The organism is Eisenbergiella massiliensis (assembly GCF_003435485.1).
The window spans coordinates 127,212-152,888 of sequence record NZ_QVLV01000006.1 but is presented as its reverse complement, the minus strand read 5'-3'; the positions used below and the strand labels follow the sequence as shown (position 1 = coordinate 152,888).

19 protein-coding genes are annotated in these 25,677 nt (G+C 44.6%); 1 reads left to right on the top strand and 18 read right to left on the bottom strand.

What is annotated here, in order from left to right; translation table 11 throughout:
• Positions 1-78: 78 nt before the first annotated feature.
• From DXC51_RS10740 to DXC51_RS10675, 15 genes are all read right to left on the bottom strand, one after another.
• Entirely contained in the window at positions 79-3,948 is a 3,870-nt protein-coding gene (locus DXC51_RS10740; protein WP_117544514.1) for a LysM peptidoglycan-binding domain-containing protein, read from the bottom strand.
• 29 nt (positions 3,949-3,977) lie between these two features.
• Positions 3,978-6,884: a serine/threonine protein kinase gene (locus DXC51_RS10735; protein ID WP_117544513.1), complete on the bottom strand. Its 2,907-nt coding sequence runs from the start codon at positions 6,882-6,884 to the stop codon at positions 3,978-3,980.
• Between the two features lie 29 nt (positions 6,885-6,913).
• Complete coding sequence (locus DXC51_RS29505) at positions 6,914-7,084, bottom strand: hypothetical protein (protein WP_181970078.1); 171 nt, start codon at positions 7,082-7,084, stop codon at positions 6,914-6,916.
• Positions 7,085-7,144: 60 nt separating this feature from the next.
• Positions 7,145-7,921, bottom strand: coding sequence for a PP2C family protein-serine/threonine phosphatase (locus DXC51_RS10730; RefSeq protein WP_117544512.1), 777 nt, complete (start codon positions 7,919-7,921; stop codon positions 7,145-7,147).
• A 48-nt stretch (positions 7,922-7,969) separates the two neighbouring features.
• Positions 7,970-9,376, bottom strand: a complete 1,407-nt coding sequence (locus tag DXC51_RS10725; RefSeq protein ID WP_117544511.1) for a DUF6382 domain-containing protein — start codon at positions 9,374-9,376, stop codon at positions 7,970-7,972.
• Between the two features lie 13 nt (positions 9,377-9,389).
• Positions 9,390-10,685, bottom strand: a complete 1,296-nt coding sequence (locus tag DXC51_RS10720) for a WG repeat-containing protein (RefSeq protein ID WP_117544510.1) — start codon at positions 10,683-10,685, stop codon at positions 9,390-9,392.
• A 53-nt stretch (positions 10,686-10,738) separates the two neighbouring features.
• Entirely contained in the window at positions 10,739-11,380 is a 642-nt protein-coding gene (locus DXC51_RS10715) for a prepilin peptidase (protein ID WP_117544509.1), read from the bottom strand.
• Entirely contained in the window at positions 11,374-12,045 is a 672-nt protein-coding gene (locus tag DXC51_RS10710; protein WP_117544508.1) for a TadE/TadG family type IV pilus assembly protein, read from the bottom strand. Before DXC51_RS10710 ends, DXC51_RS10715 begins: the two co-directional genes overlap by 7 nt.
• Positions 12,046-12,047: 2 nt before the next feature.
• Positions 12,048-14,654, bottom strand: coding sequence for a DUF5702 domain-containing protein (locus DXC51_RS10705; protein ID WP_117544507.1), 2,607 nt, complete (start codon positions 14,652-14,654; stop codon positions 12,048-12,050).
• A 13-nt stretch (positions 14,655-14,667) separates the two neighbouring features.
• On the bottom strand, positions 14,668-15,360 hold the full coding sequence (locus tag DXC51_RS10700; RefSeq protein WP_117544506.1) for a TadE/TadG family type IV pilus assembly protein: 693 nt from the start codon (positions 15,358-15,360) through the stop codon (positions 14,668-14,670).
• A 64-nt stretch (positions 15,361-15,424) separates the two neighbouring features.
• On the bottom strand, positions 15,425-15,646 hold the full coding sequence (locus DXC51_RS10695; protein ID WP_117544505.1) for a Flp1 family type IVb pilin: 222 nt from the start codon (positions 15,644-15,646) through the stop codon (positions 15,425-15,427).
• Positions 15,647-15,672: 26 nt separating this feature from the next.
• Positions 15,673-16,539, bottom strand: coding sequence for a type II secretion system F family protein (locus DXC51_RS10690; protein WP_147332358.1), 867 nt, complete (start codon positions 16,537-16,539; stop codon positions 15,673-15,675).
• A gap of 13 nt (positions 16,540-16,552) precedes the next feature.
• Positions 16,553-17,359, bottom strand: a complete 807-nt coding sequence (locus tag DXC51_RS10685) for a type II secretion system F family protein (RefSeq protein WP_117544503.1) — start codon at positions 17,357-17,359, stop codon at positions 16,553-16,555.
• Positions 17,360-17,370: 11 nt separating this feature from the next.
• The gene (locus DXC51_RS10680) at positions 17,371-18,597 is read right to left on the bottom strand and encodes a TadA family conjugal transfer-associated ATPase (RefSeq protein WP_117544502.1); all 1,227 of its coding nucleotides are present in this window, start codon (positions 18,595-18,597) and stop codon (positions 17,371-17,373) included.
• Between the two features lie 47 nt (positions 18,598-18,644).
• Positions 18,645-19,697 carry a P-loop NTPase family protein gene (locus DXC51_RS10675; protein WP_117544501.1) on the bottom strand — a complete coding sequence of 351 codons (1,053 nt, stop codon included), beginning with the start codon at positions 19,695-19,697 and terminating at the stop codon, positions 18,645-18,647.
• A 262-nt stretch (positions 19,698-19,959) separates the two neighbouring features.
• On the opposite strand from DXC51_RS10675, the gene DXC51_RS10670 reads away from it, so the two are divergent.
• Positions 19,960-20,316, top strand: a complete 357-nt coding sequence (locus DXC51_RS10670) for a helix-turn-helix domain-containing protein (protein WP_117544500.1) — start codon at positions 19,960-19,962, stop codon at positions 20,314-20,316.
• A 141-nt stretch (positions 20,317-20,457) separates the two neighbouring features.
• Here DXC51_RS10670 and DXC51_RS10665 read toward each other — a convergent pair whose 3' ends face one another.
• The 3 genes from DXC51_RS10665 to DXC51_RS10655 all read right to left on the bottom strand — a co-directional run bounded on the left by DXC51_RS10665 (position 20,458) and on the right by DXC51_RS10655 (position 25,348).
• Positions 20,458-22,251 carry a S8 family peptidase gene (locus DXC51_RS10665; RefSeq protein ID WP_117544499.1) on the bottom strand — a complete coding sequence of 598 codons (1,794 nt, stop codon included), beginning with the start codon at positions 22,249-22,251 and terminating at the stop codon, positions 20,458-20,460.
• A 136-nt stretch (positions 22,252-22,387) separates the two neighbouring features.
• Positions 22,388-23,029 carry a type I phosphoribosyltransferase gene (locus DXC51_RS10660; protein WP_021635404.1) on the bottom strand — a complete coding sequence of 214 codons (642 nt, stop codon included), beginning with the start codon at positions 23,027-23,029 and terminating at the stop codon, positions 22,388-22,390.
• Between the two features lie 393 nt (positions 23,030-23,422).
• Positions 23,423-25,348: a hypothetical protein gene (locus DXC51_RS10655; RefSeq protein WP_117544498.1), complete on the bottom strand. Its 1,926-nt coding sequence runs from the start codon at positions 25,346-25,348 to the stop codon at positions 23,423-23,425.
• Between the last annotated feature and the right edge of the window lie 329 nt (positions 25,349-25,677).

The following is a 25,677-nucleotide window of genomic DNA, read 5'->3' as shown; positions in this document are numbered from 1 at the left end:
TTGGTGTGGATATGGAAAAGGGGCACAGGAAAATGGGTCTCTTCCTGTGCCCGGTTTCCTAATAGTTATTCAACAGCTTTACACATCTGGGATGACGATTACCTGCCCCTCGTAAATAAACTTGGAATTTGGAATTGAGTCATTCGCCATAAAAATTTTTCTCCAATGCCAGCCATGACCATAAAACTGCTGTGCAATCTTCCACAGACTGTCGCCTGATTTCACAGTATAATATGTCAGATTCGGATCCTGTTCTTGCATAGGGTTACTGATTGCCGTCAAATGTATAACAAGCACCTGCCCCGCATAAATTTTATCAGGATTACTGATTACGCCTGAATTATCCTGATAAATCTTCTCCCAATATGCTCCGGAACCATAATACTTTTCGGCAATCTTCCATAAAGTATCGCCTTCCTGTACTGTGTAGGATATGCTTTCCATAGTGCTGTCAACTGCTGAAGAATCGCTGCCTGTATTACCGGCATCACCTTCACCAGTTACAGTACCGCTGCCGGCAATTCCATTATTCACCTGATTGTTGGTACTATTACCAGAACTTCCGCTTCCGCTGTCGGAGCTGCTGCCTCCATTTCCATTATTATTGTTTCCACCTTCATTTCCTCCCTGATCGGGATTATTTCCGCCTTCAACCTGATAGTTCTGTGCAGCGCGTTTTAAGGTATCCGTATCCTGCGTCCTGAATTCGATACCCAGGGTATGTGTTCCTGATTTATTGGATGCTTTCAAAGTCTGGCTTCTGATTGTAATCCTGGTGCTGCCCGATTCGGCAGTATAATCAACATCTTTTACCAACTTCACACCATCAAGATACACATCTACGAATTCTGCATAAATGCCCTGCGAAACAAGTGTCTGATCGGACGTGGAATCCGGTGTTACATTCTGAATTCTTTCCGTCAGATCATATCCTGTATCTGTCGCAGATTCTACATTGGGATCCGTGTTTTCTAATACCGTTAATGTATATGTCATCGTGCTGGAAGCAAAATTATTATACCCATTTTCCATCATTACAGTAAATGTAAATTCTCCAGTCTCACGAGGCACGCCATATATCTCGCCATTTGCTTTTATTTCCATACCAGCCGGCAGCTTACCGCTTACAAGCCTGTAACTTACAGTATTCCAGCTATATTTATTGCTGTTTTGTATCATGGTTCCATATGGAACATATTTGACTGCCTGAGGAATTTCTTTTGTAATGATGGAAGGATCTCCTACAGAACCAGTCAGGGTAAGTATCATTAATGTTTTATTCCCAGATTTAATTGTTAATACGCCATCCGCTGTGCCTGTTATACCGTCCTTAGCCTTAATACGGATTTTGGCCAGATTCGGCAATTCTCCATGAGAAGCCGTTGTTTTAAGTGTGGTACAGCCTGATAAGTCATAATCTCCGCTCAGTGTCCAATATTTGTCTAATTCTACGGAATCAGATACTAAATCAACTGATAATGCAGAAATAGCTTCCGTCCCCATATTGGCCAGCAAAATATCATGAACGTTATTATGATATCCATCCAAAAGTATTTCGCGGGTAGAATATATAATTCCATTCTCAGTTTTCGTATCCGAATCTTCGTCTGCCAAACTATTCATATAAAGCCAGCCGGCTCCATCTGTTGTTTTCACAACTTGTACCCAATAATTTTTTGAATTGGTGCCATCCTCGGCAGCTGCCGTATACTGGACAGGCCCATTTGAGAAATCATGTACGCTCTTACCGCTGATTTCTGGAGAACTACTCCCTGGTGTATATAAATGTATCCCTTTATCTGTATAAAAAATCGGTGCCAGCTCGGATAAATCCACATTCTTTCCGACCAGAATTGTCAGATAGTTATATTCAGCATAAGAATCTTCCCTGGCATCAACCTGATAAGATTTAACATATTCTCCATTCTTATCATAAAATCCATCAAAACTAACGAGTGTCCCACTGCTTGGACCGACATTTTCTTTTATTCCCTCTTTTGCTTTTATGAGACAGGGATAAACCTTTTGTTTACTATCATTATCATTTCCTATAAAAACAGTAAAGTAAACCCCTTCGCTGTAGTCTTCGAGATACCCTCCGGTATTGTAGCTGCCATTAAACAAAGCCTCTTTAATATCCTCCGCACCAGCAGCTGAAGCCTCGGCTATTGATGAATACTTTCCTGCATAGGCTGCGGTTACAGCAGAAGAACTTTCTGCTCCCCCTTCATAATACTGTAATGTCAGATAATATTTCTGATTTGCAGCATATCCGCTCCTCAAAGTAGTTGTTATTTCATAGCAGCCATTCTTAAAACTGCCTGTAGAAGTTTCATTAACCCAATTGCTGCCGCTTTCAGATCTTTCATACATACTGTTGCTAAAATAATCGCCGCTTGCTGAAAAACGCATATACACCGGCAGGCAGCCTGTGACATTTCCGCTGCCGTCATATGTAACTATGGTAAACCACTGATTCTTATAACGCGTCACCGTATAACCGGCGTCCGCCTTAGACATATCCTGGTTCCATACTTCATCTGTAATATCCGTCCCGGACGCAGCTTCCGCAGCGCTCGTAAACTTTCCCTCGTAAACTTTAGCATACGAGAAATTTACGTCTGCAAAAACAGAAGAATTAATATTAAGCCCTAAATATGCCTTCTGTTCACTTCCCATCTCTTCAGAAGGAACTGAAACATACAATTTTCTGCCATCCTCTTCATCATAATCATCATAATCATTTCTGGTTACTCTGATATTGGTACGTTTTCCGTCCGCATCCTGAATATATACTGTGGGTGTAAGCCAGGATCTGGACTCCTTAACCTTTACATTTACAAAATACCTCTTATTACCTGCCGCCAACTGATCGGCATCACCGACTATCATTTCCCACATATTTGAGGAAGAATAGTAGGTATGGTAACTTAAATCAAGAAAATCTCCCGATGAACTCACTGTATAGTCATCATCATAATTATAAGTCCATACTATCTTATCGCTATCCTTAAGCGCTTTATCTCCTGCAAAAATCGAATCTACAGACACCATTGTCAATTCCGCAGGCGTATATGCAGACAAATCAACATTCAGCCACTCTTCTTCCAAAGGCAGCAGGGAAGCCGGCATTGCCCCGTCCCCGTCCACAAATTCTTTTCTCTCAGGGTACACTACGATTGTACGATCCGATACCTTAAGGCTCATCTGCGTTATTGCCGTATTATCAAAATAGGCTGATACATAAAAGGTATGGCCTCCTATCTCCACGCTGTCCTCCGGAGACATGAACCATTGATTTGTTGTCTCGCCATTATAAGTAAACTGCACCTCATACGGGAAAAATGGATTATCCTCAGGAATATTGATTGTATAACTTCCATCCTCTTCAAAACAGGCATTTCCCAATTTATAATCCAAAAAGTCTTTTCTGCCTACCACACTGTATACACAATTCCCAGTATTAAATAAAACTTCTTCAGAAGGTTCTGTTACCAGCTCTTCTTCCGTTGTTTCTTCTTCGGTGGTTTCTTCCGTTGTCTCTTCTGTCGTTTCTTCCGTAAGCTCTTCGGTATTGTCTTCTGATGTCACTTCTGTTGTTTCTTCTGTTGAAGTTTCATGTCCCGTTTCGCTTTCTGTGGAATTATTTTCTGCAGAGTTGCTTTCTGTAGAAGTACTTTCAGAAGAGCCACTTTCTATGGCACTATTTTCCTCCTTACTTTCTGCGGAGTCCTCTTCCGAGGCTCCTTCTCCATTTCCTGTTCCCTCCTCTACAGAAGCAGTTTCCTGCGTGGATACTTCCTCTTTTTCAGGAACAACCTCTTCCTCCAATGATTCCTCCTGCACAACAGTCTCCAAACCTGTTTGTCCGGTTGCAGTGACCGGCATGGACGGAACCATAAGCAGTACCGCCATGAGTACTGCCAGCGCTCGTTTGTTGAATTTCATGTCAGCAAACTCTCCTTTCCCTTCTTTTTCTATTTCAATGTCTCTCCAAGAGCTAACAGCTCTCCGAGGGAATATAAGCGGCACTGCCGCAAATTCCCGGATTCATAATCGAATACAAGCATCCCTTCCTTTACATCACAAAGTCCGGGCAGATATGCCAGTACCTCAAAATTATCATTCAGCAAAAGTCCGTACCTTTCCCCTGCTGCACTGATATATTCCGTAATTATATAATTTTCCACCTGCGTTACGTACGTAAGATACGCATCTTCCTCCAGGACAGCCACCAATCTGCCGGATTCCAAATCATATACTTCAGGCGCCCCGTGAAGGGACGATGCAATTCTATATTGCTGTGTATAAAACTCCTCGTATAAATCTTTTGACGGTGCTTCCCCTGCCTCCTCTGATATCAGGAAACCGTCCGCTGCACTATAACAGCGTTTTGCTCCATCATACCAAGTGACTTCCAGCCATGAACCATCCGTATTTTTTATAAACTGCTGATCATAAATCTGTTCTTTATCAGGTAGTTCAGCTTCTGCTAAAAGTTCCCCATCCATATTATAGATACGAAATCCCTGATAACTGAAAAGCATTGCGGTCTGCCCATTCTGACTGATACGGGCCTCATCATGAGGATAACGGGCATCATAGGAAAGCAGCTGCGCCGCACTGTGATTTTCCAGTTTCAAAAGACGCAGCGCAGGCTCATTTCTGTTGCCCACAACTGCATAATTTCCAGCCAGGACAACAAAATCACAGTTTTCATTACAAGACTCTGTTGACATTAAATTCGCCCCGCTGTCATAAAAAGAAAAGCAATTATCCTCTGTGGCTGCAAGTACATAACCGTTATCCACAGAAAAAGCGGTAATATTTACGTTTTCTGTATATGCCATTTCTGTTTCTTCCAAAGTCTGTGCATCAAACCTGACCAGCAGATTTCCATCGGAAAGATATATTCCCTGTTCGTCTGCGTGAAGCAATAAATTATTACGTGAACTGTATCCGTTCATATAAACGGATTCTGCAATGTCAACCAGACCGAATATGGATTCGCCGCTTTTATCCGCGGCAAAGGCAAAATATTGTCCGCAAAAACCTCCTTCAAAATGGATATAATCGGATTCTTCATAAATAATCAAATCCTCCTCAGGATTTTCCAGGTTAAAAAGCGTTAGTCCTCCATCTGAAAAGCTGGCTGCAAGCATACTGCCATCCTCATTCAACGAAAAAACGACGCCTCCCGGATCCGCAAATATATCATTCGCCGCCGCCGGCAAATACCGTCCCTTAAAATCTTTTTCACCTATTATGCATCCGTCCGATACACGATATAAAACCGCACAATCCCTATCTGTGTTCACGGCAGCCGCTATAGCACGATTACCGGAAACCGCCAGCGTTGCAGCCACCTCACCGGTCCATCGTACAGACAGCGTTTCCAAATCAAAGGCCGTCACACCATCCACACCAGCGTAAAGGATTTCATTTTCATTTAGAAAAAGCACATCGGCCAACGCTGATTTCTGTATCGGCAGCGTTACTAACCTTTTTTGATTATCCAAATCAAAAAGTGCTACTTCATAAGCATATACTGCGGCCAAACAGGAACCTTGGGGAGAGATTTCAATTTTCAGCGGTGCGGAAGGTAAATCAATGGTCTTAAGGGCTTTGAATCCATCTGACAAATCATAAACTCCCAAGGCCTCTGTCAGCGCCCTTTGCGCCTGGGATGTAACAGGAGCTTCAAATATACTCCTTCCAGAAGGAATTGCCTGCAAAGCTTTATTTACTGCATCCGTTACATTTCCCACAGCCAGGGAATCTGCGGAATATTCAGCCAGCGTCAGTGCAGCCTGCCGCTGTTCCATCTGTTTCAGACCAGTGAAGCAGCATATGCCTCCAATCAGGAATACCATTGTCAACAAAACCGCTGAAACAGCCATTCGTCTTCTATGCCGGATTACCCTCCTGTCACTTCTGTGAAGCTGTAAAAAGGCATTGATCATCTCTTCAGCCGACTGAAAACGCATATCCGGGGCAGGTTCCATTGCCTTCCGTATTATTGCGGCTACCTCCGGGCTGCAGACATCCGCTCCCAGGGGTGTTACATCCTTAGCATTTTGTGCCGGACGGTGTCCCGACAGCAGATGGTATAGTGTGGCGCCAAGACTGTAAATATCGGATCGCACATCAAGCATTACCGCATATCCGCCATTTTTACTGCTCACGCCGGAGGAACTGAAATGCCCGGCAGCGCATTCTGTCTCCGGTACTTTCTTTCCCAGTGTCTGCGTAGTTTCCGCAGCCTTTATTGTCTCCGTCATGCTGACCTGCGGAGTTTTCCGGTTTGATATCCGGACTGCCGGATTTCGGCTTTGATTATTTTCATCGGCTCCATAATGCTCCGGCGAAGCATAACCTCTGCTGAAACCAGCCTTTACCGCGCCGTTTTCCCCTAATGCAAGGGCGATATTATAATCTATGAGGCAGATATCACCATCCGGCCGAAGCATAATATTGGCCGGCTTAATATCCCCATGAAGAATGCCATAGGGCGGCCGGCTGTGAAGATAACTCAATGCTTCCAAAAGCTGGCAGGCCCACTTTATTATCTGCGGCTGAGAAGGAAGCAGTCCTCTGCCCAGAAGCTTATCAAAGCTTTCCCCTTCAATAAAATCCATGACGGTGTATACGACACCATCTTCCTGCACAAAATCATAAACCTGCGGGATATACCTGTGGCTTAAGCCCTTGAGCATATCCACTTCACGACGCAGTACTTCAGGCCTGGTGTCCAACGTACGCCTGTCCGCTTTAAGCACCACCTGTTTTTCCAAACGCAAGTGACGTCCCAGGTAGACAATTCCGCCTCCCCCCGAACCAATTTGCCTTTGTATTTCATATATGCCTGCAATTATCTGAGACATATCTTATCCCCCTCGTTCCTGCGTAAATACTATCGCTGTGGTTTTCCGTACTCCTGCTCAAGCTTTCTTTTCAGTTTCCGTCCGGTAACTGTAAATATTACTGCGCATATCACCATAGCTGCGGCTGCAGCCGCCATTATTGCAAGTCCTCCATAGAATAAAAAATTACTGACGGATAATCCAAAAATAACTGTATTCATTACATTTTTCCCTCGTTTCCCCGTCATTTCCTATAATTCATATGTATCCGGTTGTAGAATTTATATATTTTCTCTGTACTGTATTACTGCTGCCGAAATATTATCCTGTTCACCACGGTCTTTTAAATATCCGATCATACTTTCAATCGATTTTCCCAATTGTTCTGAATTGTCATATTTTTTTTCAAAAAAAAGCTCCAAAAGTTCCCGTTCGGCCGCATGGTGATAAAAACCGTCTGAACATAACAGAAAACTGAAATTTCCTGCAGCAAGGCCGCAATAGGTTAAAATATCCACCTTTTTATCCGCACCCACGCTCTGCAGTATCACATTTTGCCGCCCATCGCGTTGCGCATCTTCTTTGGACAGAATTCCCATTTTTACTTCCCGTGCAACCAACGTCTGATCTTCTGTCAACCGATTTACCTTCCCATCAAGCAGATATATTCTGGAATCTCCTACGTGAACAATAAAGTAACTCCTCCCAGCCAAAAGCAAAGCGCTGACAGTTGTTGCACAGCGAATTCCACGGCTAAGACCGTATTCATACAACACCTTATTCTGAAGTTCTACTGTTTTCCGAAGCCGTTCCAGTACGATTTTGTCCGCCTCCTCATTTCCGTCAATCTGAGGATATTCATAAAGGAACCATCGTTCCAGCCGTTCTCTCATACAACTGCTGGCATATTCTCCCTGGGCAAGCCCTCCCACCCCGTCACATACAATCGCCATATAACAGTCTATTCCATGAATTTGCCGGGTTTTTATTGACACCGCATCCTGATTGACTTTTCTGCTCGTTCCGATATCCGTTCCACAACAGGCAATAAAATTCATACCTGGCTCCTTAATCAGACATTATTGTTTCTTCCATGATTACAGCAATCAGATTTCATGGTATTCAAACACTTCATTTGCCAGGGTAATCGTATCCCCTGCCTTAAGCTGTACCAGTTCTTCCCCGACCACCATCCTGCCGTTAACATACGTATGGTTTTTGGAATTATTATCTTTGATAAAGAAATCCTGTCCTCTGCGGATAATTTCAGCATGGCTTCTTCCTATCTGCAGGTTGTCTCCAATATAAAAATCCACATATGCGCTTTCTCTCCCAATTTTGGTAATATTCTGTTCCAGATACATCTTCTGTCCGTTTGCACGGCGAAGAATATAAGAAATATGCTGACCCGGATTCTCCCCGCAGCCTTCCACTACTGTTACCTCATCATCAGGCTGTGAGATTATTGTTTTTCCAAAATCAAGCTTTTTTTCTTCATTCAACGGATAGGCAGGAATATTCATCAACGGAGCTTCCATAGGAAACGCTCCCTTACGCACCGCAGGAGCGGATTCAGTTTTAGCCTTTTTCTTAAATCCGGAAAAACCTTTTTTCCCACCCTGTATTTCGGAAGAAACTGGAATTTCTGCTGCGTCAGCTACCGGGGGAGTTGTTATTTCCGGACCCATTCCAGGGATTGCAAAACCCGGAGATATCATTTTCGCATCCTGCTTTTTCTTTTTTGGTTTTGCCTTTTCCTTTTCTTTCTTTTCACCGCCAAATAATCCAAAGGATTTTTTCCCCTTTTCTTTAGGTTTTTCTTCTTTAGTTTTTTCTTCTTCCGCTTTAATTGGCTGCTGCATAACCGGCATGTATTGAACCGGCTCCGGTTCCCAAACAGGCTCCGGTTTTTCATCGGTCTTCTGATGTATAACAGGACTGTCCGTTTGTGGAATCTTTATCTTTCCTCTGTCACCCTCCGCATCTCTGATAGCCGTCAAAAGCTGTTCCAGCCCGGTAATCTTTCCGCTGTTTATATCATTAGATATTCTCAGTATGCATACTGCGTTTTCCGGCGCTTCATATTGAATCGTTCCCAGCAGGTTCCTTAAAAATCCGAATACATCAATATTTCCGGTATTCTTTACCGGCAGGTATACCAATCGGGTTTTTCCGGTTCCAATCTCCGTATACATATAGGAAGGTTCCAGGACAATCCCATTCATATAAAGCATATACTCTTCCAATTCCAGTGCTGTTCTCGCAATACTCTCCAAAATATTAAGAATTTTAGGCAATGACAAAGGACGGCGGATATACGATTCCAAAGTTTCATATGACGTTATGGCATAGCGTATTTTCTTTTTCCGATTCTCCTGTAGGTATGAAAAAGGAAGTATTCCTTCAATCTCGTTATGCTCCAGCATTTTCATGGAAAATTCGTCAAATTCTTCAATATCCGCCATATAGGTCAAAAAAGTATTTGTCCCGATTGCCTCAAAGGTAAATTCCATTTTGGACTTCCTCCTATTTGTATATCCCCAGTTTTATCAGTTCCCAGGCCTCTCCCCGTTTTACCGGTGCGCTTCCGTCTTCATTAAAGCCAAGGGCTTCCTCAAATGCAAAATCGATCAGTATTTCTCCATCTTCTCCTGTATATCCCCAAAGCCCGTTCTTTTTAACAGGCGCATAGCCTCTCTGGAAAGAATCCGCATCTTCAAATACCGGTGAGATTATCTCTTGTCCCTGCCTGTCAACGAATCCCCACCGGCCGTTCTGGCAGACTGCCCCCGGCCCTTCCTCATAAAAACATCTGGCATTTTCATAAACCTCTTCACAGACTATTTCCAGTTCCGTATTAATCAGCTTGTAGCCGTTCCCTTCATTCACCCATAACAGCCCGTAACGGCTACAGAAGTTATTGCTGTCACGCTTTACATCCGAATAAATATAATCCGTCAGGAATTCTCCTTTTGTATTTATCAACGCCCACTTATCATTGCTTTTGACAGCAGCAATTTTATTGGAGAAATTGGTTGCATCATCCCAGACAAAATCTGTCTTCTCTTCCAGATTTTTATCCAGATAACCATATTTTCCATTTTTGCGGGCAACGATTCTGCTGCCTGACAGAATTCCAAGTTCTTCATAAAAATCTTCCGGCTGTGCGATTTTATAACCTTTTTCTGAAATCATATAAACCTGATTTCCCACTTTTACCGGGAACCCATCTGTCACTTTTAGAGGGACCTGTATTTCGTCATAAGCCGCCTCAAGTATAATTTCTCCTGCCGAATCAACAATCCCTTTTTTCCCTTCATATTCATAAACGGCATATTCACCAAGAAATGCATTCAAATGTTGGAAGGAATGATATAATGCGTAATAATTTTTCCGGATCTGTGTGTAATATTGTTCCACTACAGCATCCTCCGGATATTTCTCCTTCAAACCTGCTATGTATTCTATGGCGTCGTCTTCCCGTTTTTTTTCAGAATAGTAATCATAAATATTCTTTACTGCTTCCTGTCTTGGGCCATACTGTGAAACAATGCTTTTTAACTGGGTTATGTAAGAATCCATATCACCCAAAGCCCGGTAATCATATGCGATTTTCAGCAGCAGCTCTGATGTATCCTTCCTGTACTGCATAGCGGATTGGTATTCCGCAATGGCATCCAGATATAATTCCCGTTCTTCAAAGCTTTCCGCATTTTTCATATATTCCTGATATTTGTTTTCGCTGCTCAATAAGCTTCCCACTGTTGTATACCAGCACAGACCAAGTAAAACAGCCATAAGCAGAATCATATTCTTCTTCATTATTTTCTCCCCGCATTAACAAAAGCTATTCCAGAATTCCACCTGCCGATTAACTACAGGCCCAAAATCAGAGCGGTAAAAAGTCCTGCCGTAATAAACGGAGCAAACGCAACTGTATCCTTCACATCCATCTTTTTTCTCCATACATTCCACACGCCCCATAACGCGGCAAAAATTAATGAAAGGAAAAGAATAATATAGTTCAAAGAAAATCCCAGATAGAATCCCATAACTGTCAGAAGCTTCACATCACCAAGCCCAATCTTTTTCCGGGATAAAAACCAGGCCGCCATCATCAAAAGAAAACTTCCGGCCGCTCCGCCTAAGGCATGAGCCAAAAAATCGGTCCACAGCAGCGGGTAGGAAATAATCTCCCCTGCCAAAATAAACAAACGCAGTATTACCAGTATCACCAGAAAACGATTGGGAATTCTTCTGTCCTTCCTGTCAGTCAACGACAATACCGGCAAAGCACAGAAAAGGACATCATAACGTACTTTTTTCCACAGCGAATATCCATAATATTCAAACAGGAACGCCGCCGCGATATAGATAACTGCTCCGGCTATCCACAAGAAGGTATTTTTCTTTTCTGCAGTTATGCCTTCCCGCTTCAGAACCCAGAAAGAAATCACTGCCATTACAATGGCGGTCAATACCGCTGCAAATGCAGAAATCAGATATTTTTCTACCATATCGCCGTTTTTGCCCTCACTTTAAAAATTCTCTCCTGCTTTCCCAGGATGCCGAAGTTATAGGTTATCTTATAGGTCATTACAATATCCAGCTCTCTGCTTGTGTCAAACCATTTTGTTCCTTGAAAGGAAATGCTTCCAAGCCCACCCTGAATTCCCAGCTTTTTCAGATATGCATCCGGATCCTCCGATGTAATATAACTCAGCTGTTTCTTCAGACTGCCTCTGCACACCTGCCCCACAGCGTATTCCTTCGCCATGGATCCAGCCTGATTTTTTGCAACTGCGATTAATCCCTGTACAATATCATCGCTGTTGGAAAAATAGTCTTCCAGATTGCTATAGGCAACATTGGCGGACTGAATCACATTTCCTTTTCCGGAAAGTGCATTTCCAAAATCAACTACGGAATTAAGCATCTCTTCTGTTTTTCCCTTAAATTGCTGACTTTTCTGCCCGGTCTGGATGCTTTGGCCCACAATGCCTGTTTTTGTCAGTATGTAGCTGTTCTGCGCCAGTTCCTTTGTCGTTTCATCCAGTGTATACTGCAGAATCATCTGAGCCCTGGCAACCTGAACCAAATCCATAAATGCCAGATAAGCGATCAGAAACATAGACAGAAAAATTGCCGCTTCCAGCGTAATGCTTCCTTTTTCTTTTTTCATACTTAATACCCCTGGATTCCCTTATAATGTATGATGAAAGTATTGCCGTCCACAGGCGTTCCGTTCTGTTCCCCGACCTTCTGTAAAAAAAATGTATCCGTTCTGACATCAGCCGAAAGCTTCACCATGGTAAATCTGGTCCTTAGAGTATTTTCCGCATTTTTCTTTCCATTGGTCTGATTCAGTTCAATGCAGTCGGCGGTTCTGGCCAGGATGCCTGCTTGTGTTGATGAAATTGTCAGCTGCGCACAGATTATAATCCACAGATAATCTTCATACTTTACAGCCGTCATCCCATGTTCCTTATCACCGCTGCCTCCCTTTTTTATAATCCAGGTTTCCCAATTATTATCATTTTTTCGTAAATCGACCGCTTCACCCTTAACCAGCTGATTCAAATCCTCTGTAGTTTCTATAATGGAAACCACTGCCAGAAGTGCCGCCTTAATCGCCGCCCTGCCCAATACCCCTACCGGGAAAAAGTTGGCAATCTTTGTAGCATCACCAATCAATGTTCCGTTTGTAAATGCAAAAATGGTATTGCATACAAACTGAATAGCGAATATCATGGCTTTTGTTTTCGTAACATTATCTCTGGCATCCGGATCTCCCCAGATTACATATTCCACTTCCGCCCGGTATATCTCATGACTTTTCAGACTGTCATTGCTTAAAGACAATGGATTCTCTATGGTATTCCCTTTTCCGTCCTGGTTAACTGTATAATAGGAAAGCATTCCCATGACATATTCCGTCATATATACTGACTCTGCCCCTTGGTGAATTGCATCAGCCAGCCCACTCAGAGCATTCAGTGTGGAATCATCTGTATTCATGGCCTTCGTAGCACTGCCGCTTATATTTTTTCTCGCATTCTTATCAGACATACCGCCTTTAATATTTGCAGAAGAAGGATCCTGGGAATCCAGCTTAGCATTCAGCCAATTAGTCGGCAGGTCTCCTTTGCTGATTTCCTGAAGGTTTACATCGTCAATATCCATTGTAGTAAAGAGGGTTACATACTCTTTCAGCTTTTCTGCAAGATTATCATCCCATTCTTTTGCTTTTTCCTTACTCTTCTTTTTATCCGAACTGTCATCAGGCTTGCAAAGTTCTTCCCGCAGATATTTGACAAATTCTGTTGTCTCAATGTCCTTTTTATTTATTGCCGTTGAAAACTGATATGGTCCCTTCCAGTCGTTTATTGCTATTGCCTGATTCGTGAGCTCCTTCTGCGTATTGACAGCAGCTGCGGCCTGCGCTGCCAGGGGATCTATCACCATCTTCGGATCCATATCTTCTGCAACTACCTGTTTTCCCGCAAATTCCATCCCCTCAAGCGTTTCTTTGACTTCACCATAATACTGCTTGTTATTTTCAATTATTTGCATAAATTCGTCTGTGTTGTCTTTTGCAAAAAAAGGGGCATATTTTTTTGACTGCTCAGACATCTCCTGTTTGGTATCAGAACTATCCAGAGCAGAAATTGATTCCTGCCAATCACCATAAAGGTCACTGCATTCTTCCAGCTTTTGCTTCATCTCAGCCATTTTTATTTCGATATTCTGTGCAGTACTATAACCTGACAATGCATAGTTATAAATTCTTTTTATTTGTATACTGGTTGCAGAGCATAATTCCTTATATTCATCATTGATTATCTCCAACTGGTTTCCCCACATTTCCAGGTTAGATTCATAATCGGATAATTCTTTTTGAATTTCCCTATATTCGTCTGAATCTGTATCCAGCCCATCCAGAAGAGAATAGGGAGCATCCATACCACAGTCTATTTTCTCCATAAGAAGAAGCTTTTCGAATCCCTGAATACCTCCTTCACAGTGTCCCGCCACATCGTTATATTCTTCTAAAAGGCTGCGCAGATCACCAGTTTTTGCCTCAACACAAGTAACCAGCCTTTCATATCCAATTGCCAGCAGACACATTCTAAGATAGTTATCTTTCGTTTTCTGTATTTGCTGGCTTATTTGTGAGGAAGAGGGGATATTTTTGTAAACATCTGTATGCTGTTCCACCAATTCCAGAAGTTCATCGAAATCCTCCTGCAATTCAGCCAGCTCTGATTCAAATGTTATCTGATCTTCAACAGCATTCTTTTCTTTATCAATTCCTTTAAACTGATCAAGTTTGCCCAAAATCGCCCGGTTTACAAAGGTTACCGGCGCCCTGTATTTCATGTATTCCAGAATTTCCTGTTTCATTACTTCGGTCTGATAAATCTGAGTTCCCTCCACTCCGGATGCCTGAAAAGAACCTTCCAAAAGTTCCAGATTAATGAGAGCTTTTTTAAAATCCCGTGGTGTCAGGCCATTGGCTGTCAGGGTGGCTTCAAAATAATCTTGCAGATTACTGCTAAGCTCCTCCGGTGTTTTAGACATGGCAATCAGGCCATAGGCATCATTTAAACTGCCGTCATAGCCTGCAAGTGCCCCGTTCATTGCCAGATCTCCCGCGCCTGATATCATATTTTTGCTTCCGTAAATTCTGGCACCGTCTACTACCACTCCGGCAAACAGCAGGGTAGGTATGAGTATCAGCGACAGGAATATGGAAATCGCGCCATCATGTTTTCTGCAAAATTTCAACATGTCTTTTTATCCCTTAAAACAGAATATCCCTGATTTTCCCAAGGCTTTCTGTTATTTTTCCAAGTTGTTCATCAAGCCCCAGTTTTTTGCTGATGAAAACAAGGGCATCTGCGGCCAAATCGGTATTTCTCATAAAGCCTGCCGGATTTGCCGCTCTGCGGTAGGCACCCTGCTTTATGGAAATGGTGTCGGGGAAATCAAAAAAACGCAGCACTCCCGGAGTCCTTACCTCATACTTTACTTCCGCAACCACACTGGCCCCCCAGAAATCACGATTAATTTCCACCTTTGTCTGAAACAGTCTGCCTGCCGCAAGAACGGATACGGTATTCAGAACCTTTTCTCCAAAGCTCTCCACCTCCCGGCTGTCGATCCAGGTACATCCGAAAATTTCCCGGTATAATACTGCAAAATCACTATGATATGCCTTGTAGTATTCTGCAATCTCATTTCCTTCCGGGAAATAGTACCAGTCTATATTTTTACCGTCCAACATTGTTCCGTTTCCAGCCATGCTTGCATAGCCCGGACTGGATGCCAGCAGGCTGCCTTCCGATGCTACTCGCTGTACCTGATAAAGCATGGCTGTTTCCTGAAGTTTAAACAGTCCCAAATAAAGCATCGCCATCACGGCAAGCAGGGCCATCGGGAAAATGATGGCTGCTTCTACCATGATGGAACCGCTTTCGCTATTTTGTTTTTTCATTCCCATTCCTCTATTAAATTTCTTTATTGGGAAATACTCCCGGCAGTACCACTGCCAGATACATTTAAAAACCGTTATCAATAAAATCAGTAAGACTTCCAAATACCTTTTCAATTGCTCCCTCTAATTGTTCTTTAAAAACTCCAGCAATAGCAATTAATATTACAATAATAATAATAATTGCCACAAAATTCGTATCCCCTCTCTCTTCTTCCATCATCTGCGATAAAAACCGTCTCGCCCTCAGCTGCATTCCAATCAGTTTACCGTCTAAAAAATCCCTCATATTCTTTTCCACCTTTCTTTTTGTTATTATAAACCCCCTAAAATGGGAGCCATAATCATGACTAATATACCAAGGAAAATCATCACTATAGGCGCTAGAAGCTTGGAATTGGCCTGCTCACTCTTCTGCTTCACCAGATTTTTTTTTATTTCCCACATTTCATCGGACATATCCTTTAAAAAGTAACTTAAATCACCGCTTCCCTTTGCCAGACTCTGTGTAACCAGAGAAGAAAATTTCCGCATCTCTTTCAGTCCGCATCTTTCGGCAAAGTTCCGGTAGGCATCCGGTTCGGAAATACCATTCTGCATCTCTGCTGTCGCGGCTGACATTTCCTGATAAAGAATCCCGCTGCCATCCTTTGCGATCCTGTTCCATGCATTGCGAAGCATCATGCCGGAGTTAACCAAAAGCGTCAGTTTAGATAGGACCTGGGGAAACTCCGCCAATAATTCTTCTCTTCTGGCCGTCAGCTTGTCCTTAAACATTTCATCCAGATACCACACTAACAGACCCGCCAGAACGATTCCGAACACAAGAGCCATAGGACTGTTTCCCAACACTGCAAAGACAAATATCAGTGGTACCACCGTTACCACATAGGTAACCTCTCCTCCAACCTGAACATAATAATAATATTCAGCATATCTACGCCCATACACCTCAGACATTTCCTTCACTTTTTTTCTGGCATAGTCCGATTTAGTATCAAAATGCACCCAATCCAGTAATTGAAAGCCTATGTAAAAAAGCTCATACATCGGATATCCGCTTTCCTTCAGCGTTTTCGTTATGGATTCAAACTTTCCTTCATATCTGGCCGCCATCCATATCCACAGCAGAACAAGGATTGTTGCCGGAACCAGCATTGTTAATTGAAATGTACTGCTCACGTTTTCCTCCCCGTTATACCTTTATCGTTGTAATTTTCTTTCCCAGGACATACGCCGCTGCAAACATGCCCAATGCCACAATCTTAATCAGAATATTCAACGGAGAATTTCCGGTAACCGTCATCTCACTTCCCAGGCCTTCCATGCTCACAATAATGATTAGAGGCATAATCATCATAATATTCAATTCATTCTTATTACCTGAAAGCAGCGTTCCTATTTCCATTTCAATCTCTATTTTGTCATTGATAATATCCCTGGTAGCTGAAATAATATCTTTAATATTACCGCCCTGCTTCACGCTCACTTCAAACACATCTGCAAAACTCTTGATGTCGTTAAGCTCACTTCGGTCTGCAAAATCAGCCAGCATAGTTTCTATATTGATATTGCTGTTAATTCCCATTAATATAATCTTCAATTCCTGAACAATGTCCGCATTTTCTCCGTAAATCTGTATCATGTCCCCATAGGCATCTGAAAAAGCGCCATTGGTATTTTTCCCTGATGAATAAGATGAGGTCAGGGCTTCCAGCATATCCCTGAACTGCATCAGCAGCGTATTTTTTCTTTTCTCACAAAGATGGAGCGCATAATATTTCTGAATTAGAATTCCCACTGCAATTCCTGCCGCCAGCCCCAACAGCATGCTCTTAAAAAAAAGATAAACTACCACAAATGTGCCTGCCATTCCCAATAAAAAAGCGGTGACTTTCTCTTTGCCGTTCATCGTATAGATATGGTAATCGTCTCCCTGCCCTGTTAAGCCTTTTTTAGGTTCATAAACTTCCCTGACCCTTTTTTCTTTCTTTTTTTTCATATCCACCCCCGTTAAATCGTACCTTTGTATCCCATCAGCCTGAGCTTATAGTCATTCCTGAAAGGATTTTCCGTCCGCAGCAGACTTCCGCTGACTTTTTCCAGGGAGCTTTTTTCATCCTCCACAAATTTATAAAGAGGATTCAATAAAATCTCTCCGCCTTCATAGCCCAGCACTTCAGAAATCTCCATGGTTCTCCTGCTTTTATCCCTCAGTCTGGATAAGTGCACCAGAATATCCAACGCGGATGCAATCTGCTGCCTGACTGCCGCCAGAGGGAGCCCTTCCGCTCCCTGTAAAACCATTGTTTCCAATCTGCTCAACATATCTTTGTTAGAATTTGCATGGCCGGTTGAAAGAGATCCATCATGCCCTGTATTCATGGCTTGCAACATATCCAACGCTTCCGCCCCTCTCACTTCGCCCACAACAATTCTCTCCGGTCTCATTCTTAACGCGGATTTAATCAAATCCTGTATTGTAATTCTTCCCACACCGGCTGTATTTGCATTTCTGGTTTCCAGGCTCACCAGGTTTTCAATTCCAGCTATCTGAAGCTCTGCCGAGTCCTCAATCGTAATAATTCTTTCATCCTTCGGAATAAAATTCGTCACAGCGTTAAGGAATGTGGTCTTGCCGCTGCCGGTACCGCCGCAAATGAAGATATTGTATTTTGCCCTGACCAAAAGCTCCAGGAAATCAGCCACCTCCTGAGTTATGGAGCCATATTCCAACAGTTTTTCGATTGTCATCGGATTTTTGGAAAATTTTCTGATTGTCACAATCGGCCCTTTTAAAGAAATAGGCGGCATCACTACGTTTACGCGGGAGCCGTCCGGCAGACGTGTATCTACAATAGGATTTGCTTCACTGACTTCCCTCCCCGCCATTCCTACAATTTTTCTAATGATATCAACCAGTTTTTCTTCACTTTCAAATTTTTCATCCAGTTTCCTTAACCGGCCAGATTTTTCAATAAAAATCTCTTTCGGACCATTTATCATTACTTCCGTGATATCATCATCTTTTAAAATACTGTCCAAAAGCCCAAAGCCACGGATAGAACTGTATACCTGATCCACAAGCTCCGCTTTTTCGCCAATTGTCAGCTGCTCATCAGCCAATAGCCGTTCTGTTTCACTGACAATCCATCTGTCAAGTTCTTCATCCGACATTCCTGCAAAATCCGCATTCGTCAATACGGAGGAGCGAATTTTTTCTACCCATTCCTTTTTCATTTCCGCTATTCCTTTTAATTTACTCCACACATTTCACTTTCTGCCCTTTACAGGAATCCTTTTGTAAAAGCATTCGAATTAGCCATTTTCTTCATGATGGTTTTCTCATCCATCCCCTCATAACGTGGGCATCCTCCTCCTATCTCCAACCCACAGTTTTCAATCGGAATCCCTGTCTTACTACTATATTTGTTATAAAAAATTTTCATTTTCGGAAAGATTCTCAACTGATATTTCTTTTCAAGAGCAGTTATAAACTCCTGAAATTTTCCATACTTTTCGGCAGAAGCTGCTGTCCCGTCTGCTACAAGCCATATATCATCCGCTTCCTTTAATCCTTCAAGCATCCAAACCGAAGGAAAAATATCCGTATCCAGCACAATTTCATCGAACAGTCCGCTGCTTTTTACTTCTTCCAAAAGCCGAAGAAACTCTTCTCCAGTGAAATCCATAAGATTAATCGGATTGGCTGATGGCGCATAAAAGTAAATTCCCTCCGGGCTTTTCTTCACAGAACTCTCCAACTTCAAAGGAAGACTTCCTCTCCTGCTTTTTAATGTATACAAAATATCATCCAAAGTGAATTTTCCATCTGCTTTCAGAACCATTTCACAATCACCGAACATTTCAAGGTTAAGATATAAAATTCTTTTCTCTGCTGCCAGCCTTACACCATATGCTTTTGCTACTGTTGATGCGCCAGCGCCGCCATTTACTGAGAGAAACATATGTATTCCTGTTTCGCCCTCTCCTTTTTCCTTAAAATTATGTAAATTCTTATCTGTTCCTGATGCATATATATTTAAAATGGTTTTATAAATCAATTCCCCTTTTTGGTACTTAAAAACACTTAACTGTTCTTTTTTTGCATCAGCTTCATCCGTTAAATATACTATTATGGCATTACTCTTAAACGCGCTGTTATTTCCGTCATCTAAAAGAATAATATCTGCTTTATAACGATCCAGATATTCCTCCAAAGCTTCTTCTTCATCAAAAACATTCAATTCGACCGTATCACTGTAATGAATATTGAGATAATTAACCAAATGCTCTACATACTGCATATCCTCTGAAAAGACAACTAATTTGATTTTCATAATCTCCTCCGACACAGACCGCTGTTTATACTAAATTTCATGCTTTTTTATTATATTAGTACGCATAACGAGTATTGTCAATTCAAATCGAGTATTTTTTTATTATAATTCAGTTAGGCAATATATTCCTGATTAAAATACGTTAAAAACTCATATACTCATTTTCGCGTATGGCATATTATAAATTCGATTCGCGTATTATTAAAGACTACAGAATTTATGTAAGTTAAAATAAAGCCAATTCATTAATAGAGGTACAAGGATGACCTTCGGAGAACGTTTAAAACAGTTAATGGATGATAGGAATATTACCCAGCGACAGATATCAAAAGAACTCAATATTGCTGTTACAACATTAAACGGTTATGCCAACGACTACAGGGAGCCTGATTTTTTAACTCTTTCTTTGCTTGCTAATTACTTTAATGTCTCAGCTGATTATTTGCTTGGGATATCCACAGTTCCTATAATGTCGGATATTGCAGGCAATCATGATGTACAGCGTCTTCTTTACTTTTATCAGTGCCTGAGTCCTGAAATGAAATCACTGTTAATTGAACAGGCTAAGCTTCTTTTAAAATTTGATTCTCCACAGGATACATTGATAGAAGAAAAATAAATTAAAACAATAAAATAAAAAATATCCTATATTGCCAGACAATGATAGTTATTTATTGCCCCTGACAATATCGGATATTTTTTATTTTACTGTTTATGGATTGAATACACTAAGCCAGGAACAAATCTCTTCTTTTGCCTTTTACCCCGGCAGACTATCCTCCAAACACAAAGCCCCATAACCGGTTCTTTCATTCGGATATCTCGTCTCCCCCCGCACGCTCCTGGCCCCCCGCCGCAGATGCGCTTTCAGCTTCTCCCCAAACATATACGGATCATTCCCCCTCACAATCCCCCATTCCATCATCAGCGCCGCCGCCCCGGTGACAAGCGGTGCGGAAAAAGAGGTGCCTGTATACGCCTCATAACCGCCCCCGGCCCGGGCGGCCACGATATTCACGCCGGGCGCGGCAAGATCCGGCTTGGTGTTGGGAAACCCCGGCAGCTCCTCTTCTCCCCGAACCCCTCTGCCTGAAAAATCCGCATAAGCATCGTAGGCTCCATAAATAGCGCCCACCGTAATCAGCTTCCCGGCCGTGGACGGGACCGTAAGCGTCAACTCCGGCGTCGGGGCAAAAAAACGGGTATCCGCCGAACGTACCGCCTGCCCGGGCAGATACAGCTGGTATTCCCCTGTTATCAGAAGGACCGGCTCCAGCTGAAATACCCAGATACCAGCGTTAATGTAAGTTTCCACAGGGATAAAATCAAAATATATCTCCTGATTTACTGAATAAGGCGACGGCTCCCCCACATAAATGAGTATCCGCGTCTGATCGATAACAAGCTCCGTCCGCCCCGGCCTGGTCATCGGGACCTCCTCCCTCTGCCCGGAAGGGGCCTGCAGAATCACCCGAAAGCTGTCCGCGAAGTTTTTCCACAGCTGGACATTGGTCGTGCTCTCATAATTTCCCACAGCCAGCTCCACGCTCTGCCTGCCGGCAGGCTGCCCTGGCCCGCCTTCAGAAAGCCTCCCGGAAACATGGCCGGCAGAAGCACCCTCATTGCCGCTCCCCGCACAAATCACATTTTTCCAAATCTCAGAAGCATTATCCATAAAACGCTCCAGAAGGGAACTGCCGTCATGCGCGCCGTAGCTGTTCCCGAAGCTTAAATTTACGGCCATAGGCATACCCAAAGCCTGCGCCTTGCCCAGCGCATAGGTCATTGCCCGCATCAACTGGGTCGTGCGCGGATAAGCACCGCTACCAGCCTGCCCCAGCTTTACAATAAGCAGAGCCGCACCGGGCGCCGCACCCGTATACCGGGCATTGGGATTACTGCCCGCAGCAATGGCGGCCACCGCAGTCCCATGCCCGGAAATATCCATACTCGGCACTCTGCGGAAGGTTTCCTCCCCGCCAGCCTCCAGCGCTTCCGTAATCTGCGCCTGCGTAAACTCCACCCCGACGGAAAACCCTTCCGGCGGGAAAAATCCCCTTTCCGGATCCGGCGCCAGTGTCTGATCCCACAGATAAAGAATCCGGCTGCCTGCACTGTCCCTGAAATCCGGCAACGAATAATCAATTCCCGTGTCAAACACAGCCACAATGCAGCCGCTTCCCGTCAGCCCCCCTCTGCCCGTCTGTCCGTCCGTAAAACTCCCACTGCCTGTAGGGAAACAGGATTGCTGTTTAGCATCATAAACGCTGTATAAAAGCTCCTTCGGTTTTTCCACATATTCGATCCCTTCCGCTGCCACAAGCACCGGAATCAGGCTTTCAGGTATGGTGACTATGGCATAACCGGCCAGCAGAATTTCCACCTTGATATATTCATTTTCCAGCCTGCCGATATCCCCATGGAATTTAACGATCAGCTCCCAGGTCCTGTCTGAAACATCAAAGCCCACGTTAAGGGTCCTGGAGAGTTCCCGCTCCTCCTGCGTGGAATCCAGGCTCAGATTCAGAATATTTTCCAGCTTCTGTGAATTCATCCCATTTCCCCCTTCCGGCAAAAAGCAAAATGCATTACAGGATTAAAAGAGCCGGCGGAAGCAACGTTCCGCCGGCACAACTCTTACTCTTAATCTATGAACTTTCGGAAAAAATGTGTAACCGCCCAGCCAACTTCTACAACTTGGAATAGCCATACCCATTCACCATGGCGTCAAGCTTCTGTTTTGCCTTGCAATACGGACAATTATGTACCTCATATGCCTGATACCCGGGAATGTCGCTGGTATCAAACATGGACTCCACCCTCATGCCATTAATAGACTTAATAGCGCTGAATACCGCACAGATCCCCTGTACCTGTCCGCCATAGTACTCAATACACTCAAGGCTCCTGCGCATCGTCATGCCAGTGGTTGCAGTAGCCAGCAGCAGCAGAACGTTTTTCCCCTGGATCTCCCCAACCAGGTTATCCCGGAAAATCATCTGGTTATTCACATTAAACTCCGGCGTTACCACATAAACCGTGTTGTGCATATTCATGGAAGGAAAACTCCCTTTTTCCAGCTCCTCCGCCATATATGCCCCGATTACTTCACAGCCGTCCAGGCAGACTATGGTATCCACCACCGTCTCTATGGGCAGTCTCTGCACAAAGGCCTTACCTACTGCCGCAGCCTCACTGCGCCTTGTTTTCAGCCCCGTCATATCCACATAGTAATTGATATGGGAGTGACTCGTTGCAAAATGGCCCGGTATTGCCCTGAGAATAATATTGCTTCCGGCCTTTGAATAGAACTTCATCACCTTATTTTCCATACCTTCTCCTTCCCTGCGCCGTACGCACCTCTACCAGATTTACAATTTGAAGTATAACCCCCCTGCTGCCGCGGCAATCCACTCTTCCTGTATAACCGGTTCTCCTGCCCATCCGCATCTACTGCATACCCGGTTCTCCTGCCCATCCGCATCTACTGCATACCCGGTTCTCCTGCATCCCTGTTTCTCCACCATACCGGAAAAATGCACCTGTCAGGGAATCACTTTTACTTCGAATCATACTTTTATTATAAGTGTTTTGGAATATTTTTACAAGTTTTTATAGCGCCAGCGCACTTTTATAGGCATTTCAAACAATTTTCTTTCCGACAATTCAGCACTTTTTTCACAGTTATCCATACCTGCGGCCATCCTCACAAATTTCCCCAACCATCATTCCTTCATTCTCACCGGATCTCCTTCTGCAAAATCCCTGTCCGCCGCATTGATAACCTTAGTGTTACCATCCAGTGCCCCTGACTGCAGCGCAGCATACCTGTTATTCTTATCCAGAACCTCTACCATAAGCTTCTCCGCCGTCAGCTCTTTTCCAAGAATCCCGCTCCGTTCCCCCAGCACATACACAAAATTACGCTGGTTTTCATCCGTATGAAGCGCATCGATGGAAATACAGCAGTTATACAGCTCAGACTGTACGGACAACCGGAAACTGCCGCTCTGCCCTATCGTACCCACGCCCTCCGGCAGGTTCATCAACGCCCGGAAGCTGCCGGGACTGGACTCCTCCTCCGTCAGATAATCCACTGTTACCTCCGTTTCCACGCTGCCCAGGCTGACACTTGCACTACTTCCCTGATTCACATATTTCTTATCCTCTTTATCCAGAATCACCTCAAACTGCAACGGTTTTTCAGTATCAGCAAACACTACCGCCGCACCTGCCGGAGTATTCTCTCCTGCCGCCACTCCCACACGCGTCACAATCCCGGCCTGTTCAGCACTGATCAGCCCCTCTGCCTTCACCAGCTCCTGAAGCTTTGCCAATTCTTCTCTCGCAGCCTCCAAATCCAGCCGGTAAATCCCTAACGAACTGTCCGAAAGCTCCGGACGCATACTGTCCTCCAGCCCCCGATCCGCTTCCAGCTTCGCCTTTTCCAAAGCATCCTCCGCATCCTCCACAGCCCGTTGGGCCGCCATGATTTTATCCTCCAGACTCTTCCTAGTACTTCTCCAGCTCTCCCACTTCGCATCCTCAGACGTAAAGTCAGGCTGCCCGGGCGCATTCCCCTGAAGCGCCCCCACCTCTTCAGAAATATCCTCCTGCGCATACCCCGCCTGCGCCAATTCCTTTTTTACCTGTGAAAGCTCCGCCTCCTTCTCCGCCAGCTCCGCCTTCAAGGCCTCCACCTCATCCTTATCCACTCCGCCCGAGCCTTCGCTGCCACTTCCTCCATCACCCGAGCCCCCATCCTGACCCGACTCACCTTCCTGTGTCCCCCCAGCCATGCCATTCCCGCTGACCGAACCGGAACCGCCATCCTGCGCCCTCTCTATAACCGTACCTTCCGCCATTCCCCCATCCGATATGTTCCCCTCACTCTTATCTCCTCCGCTCTTTGCGCCATCCGGGCCCGAACCGCTCCCCTGCGCATCCGCAATCTTTTTCTTCAGCTCATCCACCTCAGCCTGCAGACTCTCCGCCCGCCTCTGCAGCTCCCGCACCCGGCCGGAAGCCGATTGCACCTCCTGCGTTCCCTGAGAAAGCCTTGCCTTCCACTCCTGATAAGCCTCCTCCTGCCGCTTACGCTCCTCCTCCGAAGTCAACTTCAAATTCTTATCCAGATGCTCCTGCAGCTGCGCCCGCGCAGCCGCCTCATCCTCCAAAGCCCTGTCAAGCGCCTTCTGCGCCTGCTCCACAACCCGGACCGCATCCTCCCCGGCCCTGCTCATCTCCATATTCTTTTCTGCCCCTGCCAGCTCCAGATTCCCCTCAAGCGTTGCCACCTGAAGCTCCAGCTTCGCAATACTCCGCTCCTGAGCCCGCACCCTCCCCATCAGATACTCCCCATCCAACGAAAAAAGCGCCGTTCCCTCCTCTATCCGCTCCCCCGGAACCACAAACACCTCACTCACCCGAAGCCCCTCCGCCACATTCACAGCCAGCTCCCCGCTCCCCTTCACATTCCCCGCCTTCTCCACCACATGCTCAACCGCCATCTGCCCCGGATTCTCCACAGAAACCCGCGGCAGCCCATTCGCATAAATCCCCCTCGAAACCAACGTCAAAACCAACATCCCCACCAAAAACCCCCCAAACCACTTCAAAATCCTCTTCCTGCTCTCAATCAATCCACCCATCCCACATCTCTCCTATCAATATTCCGTAACTACTCCACCCAAACTCCCAACCCCACCACTCCCAAAATCCACCTATCCCCCAATCCCCTCCTACCCTCACTTTATCCATTTCCAACTCTAATCCTTGCCCTTGTCCTTGCCCTTGTCCTTGCCCTTGTCCTTGCCCTTGTCCTTGCCCTTGTCCTTGCCCCTCCCTACGCCCCACACTCCCCCAGGCTCTGCGGCTTTCCGCAGTCTTTCCCGGATTGCCCCTCGTCCCGTCCTCCTGTCCGGAGGGGGTTGCGGGGGATTTTGACTGGAAGTTATGAAAAAATGGAGACATTTCTTAC

Coding starts and splice junctions, on each gene's coding strand:
- DXC51_RS10670 (WP_117544500.1), top strand. CDS start 19,960: ATGACCTTCGGAGAACGTTTAAAACAGTTAATGGATGATAGGAATATT.
- DXC51_RS10660 (WP_021635404.1), bottom strand. CDS start 23,029: ATGGAAAATAAGGTGATGAAGTTCTATTCAAAGGCCGGAAGCAATATT.
- DXC51_RS10740 (WP_117544514.1), bottom strand. CDS start 3,948: ATGAAATTCAACAAACGAGCGCTGGCAGTACTCATGGCGGTACTGCTT.
- DXC51_RS29505 (WP_181970078.1), bottom strand. CDS start 7,084: ATGAATACAGTTATTTTTGGATTATCCGTCAGTAATTTTTTATTCTAT.
- DXC51_RS10725 (WP_117544511.1), bottom strand. CDS start 9,376: ATGGAATTTACCTTTGAGGCAATCGGGACAAATACTTTTTTGACCTAT.
- DXC51_RS10695 (WP_117544505.1), bottom strand. CDS start 15,646: ATGAGGGATTTTTTAGACGGTAAACTGATTGGAATGCAGCTGAGGGCG.
- DXC51_RS10735 (WP_117544513.1), bottom strand. CDS start 6,884: ATGTCTCAGATAATTGCAGGCATATATGAAATACAAAGGCAAATTGGT.
- DXC51_RS10655 (WP_117544498.1), bottom strand. CDS start 25,348: ATGGGTGGATTGATTGAGAGCAGGAAGAGGATTTTGAAGTGGTTTGGG.
- DXC51_RS10675 (WP_117544501.1), bottom strand. CDS start 19,697: ATGAAAATCAAATTAGTTGTCTTTTCAGAGGATATGCAGTATGTAGAG.
- DXC51_RS10710 (WP_117544508.1), bottom strand. CDS start 12,045: ATGAAAAAAGAAAAAGGAAGCATTACGCTGGAAGCGGCAATTTTTCTG.
- DXC51_RS10685 (WP_117544503.1), bottom strand. CDS start 17,359: ATGAAAAAAAAGAAAGAAAAAAGGGTCAGGGAAGTTTATGAACCTAAA.
- DXC51_RS10730 (WP_117544512.1), bottom strand. CDS start 7,921: ATGAATTTTATTGCCTGTTGTGGAACGGATATCGGAACGAGCAGAAAA.
- DXC51_RS10700 (WP_117544506.1), bottom strand. CDS start 15,360: ATGAAAAAACAAAATAGCGAAAGCGGTTCCATCATGGTAGAAGCAGCC.
- DXC51_RS10680 (WP_117544502.1), bottom strand. CDS start 18,597: ATGAAAAAGGAATGGGTAGAAAAAATTCGCTCCTCCGTATTGACGAAT.
- DXC51_RS10720 (WP_117544510.1), bottom strand. CDS start 10,685: ATGAAGAAGAATATGATTCTGCTTATGGCTGTTTTACTTGGTCTGTGC.
- DXC51_RS10665 (WP_117544499.1), bottom strand. CDS start 22,251: ATGAATTCACAGAAGCTGGAAAATATTCTGAATCTGAGCCTGGATTCC.
- DXC51_RS10705 (WP_117544507.1), bottom strand. CDS start 14,654: ATGTTGAAATTTTGCAGAAAACATGATGGCGCGATTTCCATATTCCTG.
- DXC51_RS10715 (WP_117544509.1), bottom strand. CDS start 11,380: ATGGTAGAAAAATATCTGATTTCTGCATTTGCAGCGGTATTGACCGCC.